Source organism: Marinitoga arctica (assembly GCF_054657315.1).
The window spans coordinates 64,107-75,970 of sequence record NZ_BAAHYY010000001.1; the positions used below are offsets into that span (position 1 = coordinate 64,107).

Below are 11,864 nucleotides of genomic sequence, written 5' to 3' on the forward strand. Positions count from 1 at the left end.
ATTTAACAGTGGGGGTGTATTATTATGGCTAATATTAAACCAGATAAAAAAAGGATAGTGGGGCTCTTTGGGCATCATGGATGTGGGAAGACCACATTGATGGATGCAGTTTTAAAAAACTATTGTGGAGCAGATAGAATAGGTCAGAGATATTTGGATTCTGAAGATATAGAAAAAGAAAAAGGATCCACATTTTCGAATCATATTACAGCTGTAGATTACAAAGATTCAAGATTTTATTTTTTTGATACACCGGGAATGGCAGATTTTTTAGGAGATATAGATGTAGCTGTTAATGCAGTAGATAATGTTGTATTAGTTGTAAATGCTAGTTCTGGTATAGAAGTAACTACTGAAAGAATATGGAAAATTGCACGTGAAAATAAAAAACCAGTATTTATATTTATAAATCAAATGGATAAAGAAGGAGTAAATTTTAGAAATTTAGTTAATTCTTTAAAAGAAAATTTTGAAGATGGAGTAAAAGTTGTTCCGTTACAAGTTCCAATTGGTGAAGGTCCTGATTTTAAAGGAATTATAAATTTAATTACGCATGAAGCTTTTGAATATGAAATGGATCAAAGTGGTAAAGATACAAAAATTGAAAAAATTCCTGAAAATGCCAAAGAATATTATGGAGCATATCACCAAGAATTAATTGAAGATGTAGTAGAAACAAATGAAGAAATGATGGAAAAATATTTGGAAGAAGGAGAAGAAGCATTAAATCCAGATAATGTATTTAAAGCATTACATCAAGCCTTTGAAAGTGATGAAGTAGTTCCTATATTAGTAGGGTCAGCTGAAAAAAATATAGGTTTAGATAGATTCATGGAGATGATTAGATTAGTTGGAATGTATCCTACAGAAAGAATTTTCAAAGGAAATATAGAAGATAAAGAGTTTGAGGTAGAAGGAAAAGAAGAGGAACCATTTGTAGGATTAGTAGTTAAAAATGCAGTAGATCCATTTGTTGGTAAATTAACATATATAAGAATCTTAGCAGGTACATTAAAACCAGGGGACACTTTTGTAGAAGTCCAAGAAGATTCAAATGAAAAAGTTTCACATATATATATACCTAGATTTGATAAAAATGAGGAAATATCAGAAGCTTCTGCAGGAGATGTTATTGTTGTTCCAAAGTTAAAGAAGAGTAAAATAAATGATACCGTTGCACATTCTTCAAGATTAATTAAAATTGAAGTTCCAGAATTCCCAGAACCTATGATATCAAAATCTGTAAAAACTGCATCGAAAAACGAAATAGATAAAGTTAATAACGCACTTTCAAAATTACAAGAATCTGATCCAACTTTCTCTTGGGAATTTGATGCTGAAACGGGAGAAACTATAGTTTCAGGTTTAGGGACAACCCATTTAGAAATAATGATTGAAAGATTAAAGAAAACATTTAAGGTTAATGTTGAAGTAGGTAAACCAAAAATAGCTTATAGAGAAACAATTCGAAGAAAAGTAGTGGCAGAATATAAACATAAAAAACAAACAGGTGGTCATGGACAATATGGACATGTAAAAATAGAAATTGAACCATTACCAAGAGGGGAAGGTTATGAATTTGTTGACAAAATTGTTGGTGGTGTAATACCAAAGAATTTTATTCCTTCAGTAGATAAAGGAATAAAAGAAGCAATGAAAAAAGGTGTAGTTGCAGAATATCCAGTTGTAGATATTAAGGTTACTTTATTTGATGGTTCGTATCATGATGTTGATTCATCTGATATTGCTTTCCAAATTGCAGCAAGACAAGCTTTTAAAGATGGAATGAAAAACGCAAATCCAGTGATATTAGAACCTGTAATGAAAGTAGAAGTCTATACACCAACTGAATACACAGGAGATGTTATGGGAGAAATATCTTCCAAAAGAGGAAGGCCAATGGGAATGGAATCATTAGGAAGAGGAATGGATAAAATAGATGCTGAAATACCTCTTGCAGAAATGTTAGACTTTTCTCCAAGACTAAGTTCAATAACAAGTGGAAAAGGTTATTTCACAATGAAATTCTCTACATATCAAGAAGTTACGCCAGATATTCAGCAAAAGATTATACAAGAAAGACAAAGAGAAAAAGAAGAACAAGAGTAAGCAGTTGCATTTTGCAACTGCTCTTTTTATAAAAATTTCGTAAAAAGTCACTAAAAAATGGTATAATAAAATAAACAGAGAAAAGGAGGATTATTTATGTCAATAAGTACTGGTGGAGGAGATAAAGGCAAAACAAGCTTATGGTCAGGAGAAAGAATAGATAAAGATGATATAAGAGTTGAATCTTATGGAACAATAGATGAATTGTCTTCTTTTTTAGGCGAAGCAAAACATTATGTAAAATCATATAAAGTAAAAAATATAATAGATGAAATACAAAATGATTTATTTAGAGTTGCAGGTGAATTAGCATCTAAAGGAAAAGTTTTTGTTAAACCAATTAAAAAAGATGATGTTGATAGACTAACAAAATATGTTAATTTTTTTGAAAACATAATTCAATTAAAAGGGTTTGTAATAACAGGTAATACATTACAATCGGCAAAATTAGATATTTGTAGAACCATTGCTAGAAGAGCAGAGAGGAGAATAACTTCATTGTCAAAGCATGAAAGTGTAAATGAATATTTAAAGAAATATGTTAATCGACTGTCTGATTTACTATATATAATGGCTAGGTTTGAAGAATATTTATTAGATAAAATAGAATACAAAAAATGGTGATTTAATGAGAATATTAATAGCTTTTTACCAAGTGGAATTGGTTAATATAAAATCTTTAAAAGAAAAAAGAAGTATTATAAAAAAAATTATAAATGATTTTAGAAGAAAATATAATTTAGCAATTTCAGAAAGCGGCTTTCAAGATAGTAAAAAAATATTTGAAATAACATTAGTTACATTGTCTCAAAATACTGATTTTTTATTGAGTTTTTTTGAAGAAATTGAAGAAGAAATAGAATATAAGTATGGACTTCATATTTTAACATCAAATTATGAGATAATATAGAGGTGAAAATTTTGGAAAAAATTATAGTTGAAATAAAAGAAATACTAAAAAAAATGATATCAGAACATAGATTAAAACATATAATGGGAGTAGCATATACTACTAAAATATTGGCTAATAAATATAAAATAGATGAAAGGAAAGCTGAATTGGCTGCATTGGGGCACGACCTTTTTAGAGAAGTTAAACCATATAAATTTTTAAAAATTGCTAGATTTTATGGAATAAAAATTTCTGAAATAGAAAAAAATCATCCAATTTTATTACATGGAAAAATTGCTGCTGAATATTTAAAAATGAGGTATGATATACCTGATGATATTTATAAAGCTATATATTATCATACGAGTGGATATAAATATTTTGATACCCTTGGAAAAATACTATTTATAGCTGATTCTATTGAACCAACTAGAGTTTATGAAAATATAGATTATTTTAGAAAATTAGCCGAATATGATATTAATAAAGCATATGAGGAGATACTAAAGAATAAGATTTTATATGCAATAAAAAGAAATCATTTTTTGATTTTAGAAACAGTAGAATCCTGGAATTATATTTTATCTAGAAAAAAGTTGGAGGTGAATTAAAATGGCGACAAGAATTCAAGTTGGTAATACAAGAAGAACATCTGGGAAATGGATATGGGTTTTGTTATTTACTATAATTATAATTATTATAGGAGGAATTTTTTATTTTTATAATAATTTAAAAAATTCAACCGAATTAAAAGCTGAGGCTGTTAGTTATTTAATTACATATGAAATGCCACAAGGTACAGAACTATATTTTATTAGGGTAAAAAATCAATCTAGGAAAGTTTTTATTGTAAAAAGTCCTGATAATATTTTTTATTCAGAAAAAAGCTTATACATTGATTCTTTAAAACCTGAGGAAGCTTTGACAAATTTTGAGCAAATGTTTGATGTTAATCCTTCTACTATGAAATATCACTTTATATTGAAAAGCGATGGGGTTTCTTCGTTTTTATCTATTATAAAGGGGAATGGAACCACAATTGATGATGTTTTTGAATACTTAAGAATTAGAAAATCTGGAATTATGGATATTTTAACTGCAAATAAATTAATAAACGAGGTAAGAAAATATGGAAATACAAATTTATCTTATAATGGAGCTTTTGCTTTATTACAAGCTTTTTCAACGTATTCAATAACAAGTTATGACAAATTAGAAATAAAAACATTACTTTCAAAGCCTGTAGTTATAACTTTACCTGATTTAAAACAGAAAATGGAGAGAAATTATGTAGATAAAACAGTATTAGAAACATTAAAAACAATTTTGGAGTGATTAAATGAAATTTTTAATGTATATAATAGGCATTATTTTTTCTTTAATAGTAATAATGTCTATGATTTTCCCCTTCTTTAATACATACATAAAGATGGAAAAATTACCAGATCCATATTATTTTTTAGTTTTAGGCATGGATACCACAAATGTAAATGAAAAAGTATCTAGAACAGATTCTATTTTGTTAGTAGGGGTAACAGGAAAAAAGAGTAAAATTCTTGTATTACCTATCCCAAGAGACTTATTAGTAAAAGTAGAAAATGAGACTATTAGAATAAATGCTGTATACGTTAAGTATGGTATAGAAAAACTTCAGGAAATAATACAAAATCTCTTAAAGGTAAAAGTTTCAGATTATTTAATCTTTGATTATGGTCTGTTTAAAGAAATTGGAGATATTTATGCGCCTGTAAAAATATATGTTTCAAAGGATATGTATTATGAAGATTTTCATCAAAATCTTCATATAAATTTTAGACAAGGGTATAATTATTTGAATGGGGAAGAATTATTGTATTATGCAAGATTTAGACATGATGCTCTTGGAGATCTAGGAAGAATACAACGCCAAAAAGATGTATTGTTTGCGCTAATGAATACAGCTAAAAATTCAGGAATATCAAAAATTTTTAATTCTATAGCCAAAGTATTAGATAGAACTATAAATTCTTTTGATTTTAAAAAATTATTTTCTTTATTTTTAGAGTCTAAGAAATCTTCAATAACTTTTTTATCTTTACCAATAGAGGTAGTTGGGAATTATGTAAAATTAGATAATTCTAAAATAAAATACATAAACAATTACCTTGTTAACTTCGAGGAACCCAAAGAAAAAGAAAAAATATGGATAACTTTAATTAATAATATGACGAATTTTAAATTAAGCTTTTATACCGTTAGTAGAAATAAATGGAAAAATTCCTTGGGATATTTAATAGAAATTGTGGATATTATACCTAATATTAATGGTATTGAAAAAAACAAATCTTATTTAATAATAAAAAATAAAACATATGAAGGAGAAATATTAAGTGAAATAAAAAAAAGATATTCTGAATTAGCCTTTGAATTAATTGATCCAAGAGAAAATCCGGATTTATATTTTGCTATAATAAAGTTTTTAAGTGATAATTATTATAACACATTAAATTCTGATATTATTATGTTAGTGGGGAGTAATGTATGAAAGAAATTTTTCTCTTAATAAAAGGTTTTTTGAAAAAAAACAGAAAACATTTTTTATTTCCTTTTCTTTCTATATTTATAGGGGTTTGGGGTATGATTGTTGTTATATCAGTTATTAAAGGATTCGATAAAACTCTGATAGATTCATTAACTTCTTTTTATCCACATATTATAATTTATGATAAGTTTGAAAAAAAGTTTGAAGAAGAAATATTTAAAATAGAGTTTTCACCATACACAGCATTTTTTAATAAAGATAATAAACGAATAGGTGCAACATATTGGGAAATAAGTGATCTTGATTATTATAAAAAATTGCTTATTGAGGGAGATATTACAGGAAGCATAATTGGGAATGTAATGGCTGAAACATTATCTCTAAAACCTGGTGATTACATAAATATATTCTATACATCTAATGAAAATAAGATAAAATTGAAAAAGATATTGATTACTGGAGTTTTTCATTCTGGAATATATATTATAGATTCATCTTTTATAGTAAAAAAAGAACAAAATGAAGATTTAAATTATACAGGAATTTATTTGGAAAATCCCAAGAAAGCAAAAGAACTAAAGAATAAATATCTAAATGATTATATATCAACGACATGGGAAGAACAAAATGAAAATTTTGCTAAAGCAGTTGAAATAGATTCATATTTTGCTATTATAATAACCTTTTTTGTAGTTTTAATGAGTGGTTTTAGTATATCTAATTCTGTTATGTACTCTATTTTTGTTAGAAAAAAAGAAATAGGGATATTATATTCTATGGGGATGAAAAGAAATAAAATTTCTCTTATTTTTATTTTGGAAAGTTTAATAGTAGCTTTAAGTGGATATTTAATAGGAATCCTTAGTGCATTAATTACTATATTTATATTAAAAAAAATTGATATAAATATACCATCTGGAGTTTTTTATATAGACAGTATACCTTTTTACTTGTCTGTTAATGATTTTATTTTTAGTTTCTTATTTATTATTTTGTTATCTTTTCTTTTTTCTATGATGTCTTCTAGAAAGATGTTATCTTTTGAACCTGTAGAGGTGTTACATAGTGAATAATCTAATATCTATTCAAAATGTTTCCTTTTCATATAACAAAAAAGAAACTATATTGAAAAACATAAATATGGAAATAAACAAAAATAAATTTTATGGTATTTATGGTCATTCTGGAAGTGGAAAAAGTACATTATTATTTTTAATGGGAAATATTCTAACCCCATCAAAAGGAAAAATATTATATAACTTTAATGATGTAAAAAAAAATATAGGATTTGTTTTTCAATTTTTCAATTTAATAAACGAATTGACTGTTTTAGAAAATGCATTATTAGCTCAATTTATAAGGAGAAAACAAGAGAATATTAAAGAAATAAAGCAATATTCTGAGATTTTAGGTATTACTAAAATTTTAGATAAATATCCTGAAGAGATTTCAGGTGGTGAAAAACAAAGAGCAAGTATATTAAGAGCAGTAGTAGGTGAAGTGAAGATTATTTTGGCAGATGAACCTACAGGAAGTTTGGATTCAGAAAATAAATTAATTGTCTTTCAATTGTTTAAAAATTTGATTCAATATAATAAAACCATTGTAGTAGTTTCACATGAAAAAGAATTATTAGATTTTTGTGATAAAGCCATTTTATTAAATGATGGAGAAATAAAGGGGGAATTCTAATGGAAAGAGAATTTTTATTTTTGAAGCCGAACACAGTTAGAAGAGGTTTGGTGGGAGAAGTAATAAGCAGATTGGAAAGAAGAGGTATAAAGATAGTAGCAATGAAGATGATATGTCCAACAAAAGAACAGGCCAAAGAATTATATAAAGAACATGAAGGGAAATCTTTTTATAATGATTTAATTAATTTTGTATTATCTGGTCCTGTTGTAGTAATGGTTTTAGAAGGCCCAAGAGTTGTTGAAATGGTAAGGCATATTATTGGAAATACAGATCCTTTAAAAGCCTCACCTGGAAGTATAAGAGGGGAGTTTGGTATGAGCGTTACAAAAAATATAGTTCATGCATCTGATTCTTATGAAAATGCATTAAGAGAAATGAAAATCTTTTTTTCTGAAGATGAAATAATTGAATATAGATTGGATGTGCAAGACGATTTATGATTATAGTTAAATTAAAAAAAGGAAAAGAGAAAAAAATAAAAAATGGCTATTTATGGATATTTAAAGATGAAATATTAGAAGTTACAGGAGAACAGATAGATGGAAATCTTTGTAATGTGTTCTCATATAATTATGAATTTATAGGTAAAGGTATATTTTCAAAATCATCAAATATATCGGTAAAGATTCTTTCTACAGAGGATGAAGATATAGATAAAGAATTTTTTTATAAAAAATTTATAAGAGCTTTGAATTTAAGAAAAAATTTTGGCAATTCATATCGTTTTTTTCATGCAGAGGCTGATGGAATTCCTGGATTAATAATCGATAAATACGAGAAATTTTTGGTTATTCAATTTAGAAATAAAGGAATAGAAAATAAAAAATCAGAAATAATAGAAGCTTTATTAAATACATTTGAAAAAGACATAAAAGGCATATATGAAAGAAGTGATTTTGAAACTTCATCAAAAGAAAATTTAGAAAGAAATACAGGTTTATTATATGGAATAGAACCTCCTGATAATTTCATAATTGAAGAAGAAGGGATTAAATATATTGTTGATATAAAAAATGGGCAAAAAACAGGTTTTTTCTTTGATCAAAGAAAAAATAGAATTTATATCAGGCAATTTTCTAAAGAAGCTATAGGTTTAGATGCATATTCCTATACAGGTGGTTTTGCGTTAAATATGGCAAAATATGGTGCTAAAAAAGTAACTGCTGTTGATAAAGATGAATATGCACTGGAATTATTAAAAGAAAATGCAAAATTAAATGGAGTTTCTGAAAAAATAGAAATTATTTATGGAGATGTTGAAAAATTTTTAAACGAAATAGATGTTAAGTATAGTTTAATGATGCTAGATCCACCATCATTAATAAAGAAGAAATCGGAGCGATTTAAAGGAGTTCAAATATTTAAGAAAATATCAGAATTAGGAATTAAGAAATTAAGAAACTTTGGAATATTAAGTTTATGTAGTTGTGCGTATCAAGCTGATATTACATTATTAATAGAATCATTAAGAAGAAGTGTTGAAAATGAGGGGATAATGTTGCAAAATCTAGATATTATAACCCAATCAAACGATCATCCGTGGATATTACAAATTCCAGAAAGTTTATATTTAAAATGTTTGTGGATAAGAATTTTGAGGTGAGCATATGCCCAGTATATTAGCCCATATAATTTATTCTATGAAATACACTCAAGAATATTGGGGTCCTGAATTGTATTTAGGTGCGCAGGGACCAGATGTATTTTTTTATGCTAATGAAGAAAAATACAAGAAAATTGGTGATGAATTGCATAAACTAAGTATTAATGATTATAAAGAATTAATGAAAAACTTTCCAGAAAGTTTTTATTATGGATTCATTTCTCATATGGAGTTAGATGAAAAGCTACATCATATAATTAATTCTTATTATTTAGATCCAATTCTTCATACAAAATTTGAATATAATTTTGATGAAATTCTTTCTATAAAATTTTTTGGAATTCATTTTATAGAAAATAAATGGTGGAAAATTTTAAAAAATGAAAATATAAAAATAATATCAAAAGAATTTAATACTATTCTAAAAAAAGAATTAAAAATTTTTGATATCAGTTACGAATATGCTTATAAAAAAATGATCAAAAACTTAAAATTATTATTTGAGTTTCCATATTTTAAAGAAAAAATAGTATCTAAAATATTAAAATTATTAGGAAGAGATTATACATATTTATTTCCAAAGATTGAAGAAAAAGACATAGATAAGTTAAGTCATTTACAAGAAATATTCTTGTTAACACTTAAGGGGGATTGAAAAAAATGAAAGTATTAGGATTAATTTTGGCAGGATCATCAAAAAGTGGTATAAAAGACCTTACAAAAAAACGAGCAAGTGCTGCTGTACCGGTTTTTGGGAAATATAGAGCTATTGATTTTACTTTAAGTAATTTTGTTAATTCAAAAATAAAAAAGGTTGGAGTATTGACACAATATTACCCAAGAAGTTTAATGGACCATTTAGGAAGCGGAAAAGAATGGGATTTAGATAGAAAAACGGGCGGATTATTTATTTTACAGCCATATTCAAGAAGCAAAGAAGAAATCCCAGTTTATAAAGGCACAGCAGATGCTATATTCCAAAATATGACTCTATTAAGAAGAGGCGATGAAGATTTTGTTTTGATAGGTTCTGGAGATCATATATATAATTTTGATTTTACTAAATTATATCATTATCATCTATCTAATGCGGCAGATATTACAATTCTAACAAAGAAAGTAGAGGATGATGAACTAATAAATACTTATGGACAAGTAATTACAAATTCTGAAGGTAAAATACAAGAATTTCATGAAAAGCCTAAAGAAAAAAAATCAAACAGAATATCATTAGGAGTATATTTTATAAATAAGTCATTATTAATAGAATTATTATATACTTCTATTCCTAATGGTGGAAAGGATCTTGTTCATGATATTATTATACCTAATCTTGAAAAGTTAAGAGTATATTCATATGATTTTAAAGGATATTGGAGAAATATAAAAAAATCTATAAAAACATATTATGATACTAATATGGATATTTTAAAAAATGATGTTAGAAAAGAATTATTTTATAATAAAAAAATATATACTAAATTAAAGGATTATGCTCCACCAAAAATAAATATAAATGCTAATATCTGTAATGCTTTTATTGCAGATGGGGCAATAGTTAATGGAACAGTAAAAAATTCCATAATTTCTAGAGGGGTTATAGTAAAAGCAGGAGCAGTAATCGAAAACTCAATAGTATTACAAGATACGATTATATCAGAAGGCAGTGTGATAAAAAATGTTATTATTGATAAAGATTGTGAAGTAAGAGAAGGTAAGAAAATAGTAGGTGAAAATAATATTTTAGTAATAGAAAAAGGCACGATTATATAGGGGGGATAAATATGAACGTTGTAGCTTTAATATTAGCAGGTGGTCAAGGAACAAGATTAGGAGCTATCACAGAATATTTAGCAAAACCTGCAGTTCCATATGGTGGAAAATATAGGATAATAGATTTTGCTTTAAGTAATTGTGTTAATTCTGGCATATATAATGTAGGAGTATTAACACAATATAGACCACATGTTTTAAATAAACATTTAGGAATAGGGAAACCGTGGGATTTAGATATAAAATCTGGTGGATTGACAATTTTACCTCCATATGTAAGTAATAAAGATCAGTCATGGTATCAGGGTACAGCAGATGCTATATTTCAAAATATAGAATACGTAGATTCTTATAATCCGGATTTTGTTGTTATTTTATCTGGTGATCATATATATAAGATGGATTATAATGAAATGATAGATTTTCATATAGAAAAAGGTGCAAATGTTACAATTGCATGCATGGAGGTTCCTATTAACGAAGCTCACAGATTTGGAATAATGGTTACTGATTCTTTCAATAGAGTGGTAGAGTTTCAAGAAAAACCAAAAAAACCTCGAGGGAACTTAGCTTCCTTAGGAATTTATGTTTTCACATGGTCTACTTTAAAAAAATTATTAATAGAGGATTCTAAAGATATTAGTTCTGAACATGATTTTGGTAAAAATATAATTCCTAAAATGTTGGAAGAAAATGAAAAATTATATGCTTTTAATTATGAAGGATATTGGAGAGACGTTGGAACACTTCAATCTTACTGGGAATCTAATCTCGAATTACTGGGACCTATGCCATTATTAAATTTACATGATAAAAATTGGAAAATTTTTACACAATCAGAAGAGTTACCTCCTGCTTTTATATCAGAAAATTCAAAATTAATAGGATCCTTAGTGAGTGAAGGATGCGAAGTATATGGTGATGTAAAAAATTCAGTAATATTTCAAGGTGTAATAATTGAAGAGGGAGCTATTATTAAGGATTCTGTAATAATGAATAATACCATAATAAAAAAAGGTGCATATATTGAAAAAGCAATAATATGTGAGAATTCTGAAATAGGTGAAAATGTAAAAATTGGAGTGGGAGAGTTTAGTGAAAATAAATATAATAACAAAGTATATAATGCGGATATTACTTTAATAGGATTCAATGTAAAAATACCTGCTAATATAAACATTGGGAAAAATGTTATTGTAGGTAATTATATTACAAACATATCAGAAGATATTCCTTCTGGAGGTTATGTAATATAAATAGGGGGGAATATA

Annotated in this window: 13 protein-coding genes; all 13 read left to right on the top strand. The window is 26.4% G+C overall.

The features are described 5' to 3' along the window. Positions 1–24: 24 nt before the first annotated feature. Positions 25–2,109, top strand: coding sequence for an elongation factor G (gene fusA, locus ACYQ44_RS00335; protein ID WP_459994489.1), 2,085 nt, complete (start codon positions 25–27; stop codon positions 2,107–2,109). Positions 2,110–2,205: 96 nt separating this feature from the next. Then, positions 2,206–2,733 (top strand): cob(I)yrinic acid a,c-diamide adenosyltransferase, encoded by a 528-nt coding sequence (locus ACYQ44_RS00340; protein WP_459994490.1) that lies wholly within the window; start codon positions 2,206–2,208, stop codon positions 2,731–2,733. Between the two features lie 4 nt (positions 2,734–2,737). After that, entirely contained in the window at positions 2,738–3,019 is a 282-nt protein-coding gene (locus ACYQ44_RS00345; RefSeq protein WP_459994491.1) for a DUF503 family protein, read from the top strand. A gap of 11 nt (positions 3,020–3,030) precedes the next feature. Continuing rightward, positions 3,031–3,612 (top strand): bis(5'-nucleosyl)-tetraphosphatase (symmetrical) YqeK, encoded by a 582-nt coding sequence (yqeK, locus tag ACYQ44_RS00350; protein ID WP_459994492.1) that lies wholly within the window; start codon positions 3,031–3,033, stop codon positions 3,610–3,612. Between the two features lies 1 nt (position 3,613). After that, positions 3,614–4,336: a hypothetical protein gene (locus tag ACYQ44_RS00355; protein WP_459994493.1), complete on the top strand. Its 723-nt coding sequence runs from the start codon at positions 3,614–3,616 to the stop codon at positions 4,334–4,336. 4 nt (positions 4,337–4,340) lie between these two features. Next, the gene (locus tag ACYQ44_RS00360; protein WP_459994494.1) at positions 4,341–5,525 is read left to right on the top strand and encodes an LCP family protein; all 1,185 of its coding nucleotides are present in this window, start codon (positions 4,341–4,343) and stop codon (positions 5,523–5,525) included. After that, positions 5,522–6,595, top strand: a complete 1,074-nt coding sequence (locus ACYQ44_RS00365; protein ID WP_459994495.1) for an ABC transporter permease — start codon at positions 5,522–5,524, stop codon at positions 6,593–6,595. The genes ACYQ44_RS00360 and ACYQ44_RS00365 overlap by 4 nt, the downstream gene beginning before the upstream one ends. Next, entirely contained in the window at positions 6,588–7,214 is a 627-nt protein-coding gene (locus tag ACYQ44_RS00370) for an ABC transporter ATP-binding protein (RefSeq protein WP_459994496.1), read from the top strand. Before ACYQ44_RS00365 ends, ACYQ44_RS00370 begins: the two co-directional genes overlap by 8 nt. Further along, complete coding sequence (gene ndk, locus ACYQ44_RS00375) at positions 7,214–7,657, top strand: nucleoside-diphosphate kinase (RefSeq protein ID WP_459994497.1); 444 nt, start codon at positions 7,214–7,216, stop codon at positions 7,655–7,657. Before ACYQ44_RS00370 ends, ndk begins: the two co-directional genes overlap by 1 nt. Beyond that, positions 7,654–8,820, top strand: coding sequence for a class I SAM-dependent rRNA methyltransferase (locus tag ACYQ44_RS00380; RefSeq protein ID WP_459994498.1), 1,167 nt, complete (start codon positions 7,654–7,656; stop codon positions 8,818–8,820). The genes ndk and ACYQ44_RS00380 overlap by 4 nt, the downstream gene beginning before the upstream one ends. A 4-nt stretch (positions 8,821–8,824) precedes the next feature. Next, positions 8,825–9,475 (top strand): hypothetical protein, encoded by a 651-nt coding sequence (locus tag ACYQ44_RS00385; protein ID WP_459994499.1) that lies wholly within the window; start codon positions 8,825–8,827, stop codon positions 9,473–9,475. A gap of 5 nt (positions 9,476–9,480) precedes the next feature. After that, positions 9,481–10,593 carry a glucose-1-phosphate adenylyltransferase subunit GlgD gene (glgD, locus tag ACYQ44_RS00390; RefSeq protein WP_459994500.1) on the top strand — a complete coding sequence of 371 codons (1,113 nt, stop codon included), beginning with the start codon at positions 9,481–9,483 and terminating at the stop codon, positions 10,591–10,593. Between the two features lie 11 nt (positions 10,594–10,604). Further along, complete coding sequence (locus ACYQ44_RS00395; protein WP_459994501.1) at positions 10,605–11,849, top strand: glucose-1-phosphate adenylyltransferase; 1,245 nt, start codon at positions 10,605–10,607, stop codon at positions 11,847–11,849. The last annotated feature ends 15 nt before the right edge of the window (positions 11,850–11,864 follow it).

Coding starts and splice junctions, on each gene's coding strand:
- ACYQ44_RS00380 (WP_459994498.1), top strand. CDS start 7,654: ATGATTATAGTTAAATTAAAAAAAGGAAAAGAGAAAAAAATAAAAAAT.
- ACYQ44_RS00355 (WP_459994493.1), top strand. CDS start 3,614: ATGGCGACAAGAATTCAAGTTGGTAATACAAGAAGAACATCTGGGAAA.
- ACYQ44_RS00365 (WP_459994495.1), top strand. CDS start 5,522: ATGAAAGAAATTTTTCTCTTAATAAAAGGTTTTTTGAAAAAAAACAGA.
- ACYQ44_RS00385 (WP_459994499.1), top strand. CDS start 8,825: ATGCCCAGTATATTAGCCCATATAATTTATTCTATGAAATACACTCAA.
- ACYQ44_RS00395 (WP_459994501.1), top strand. CDS start 10,605: ATGAACGTTGTAGCTTTAATATTAGCAGGTGGTCAAGGAACAAGATTA.
- ndk (WP_459994497.1), top strand. CDS start 7,214: ATGGAAAGAGAATTTTTATTTTTGAAGCCGAACACAGTTAGAAGAGGT.
- ACYQ44_RS00340 (WP_459994490.1), top strand. CDS start 2,206: ATGTCAATAAGTACTGGTGGAGGAGATAAAGGCAAAACAAGCTTATGG.
- fusA (WP_459994489.1), top strand. CDS start 25: ATGGCTAATATTAAACCAGATAAAAAAAGGATAGTGGGGCTCTTTGGG.
- ACYQ44_RS00345 (WP_459994491.1), top strand. CDS start 2,738: ATGAGAATATTAATAGCTTTTTACCAAGTGGAATTGGTTAATATAAAA.
- ACYQ44_RS00360 (WP_459994494.1), top strand. CDS start 4,341: ATGAAATTTTTAATGTATATAATAGGCATTATTTTTTCTTTAATAGTA.
- glgD (WP_459994500.1), top strand. CDS start 9,481: ATGAAAGTATTAGGATTAATTTTGGCAGGATCATCAAAAAGTGGTATA.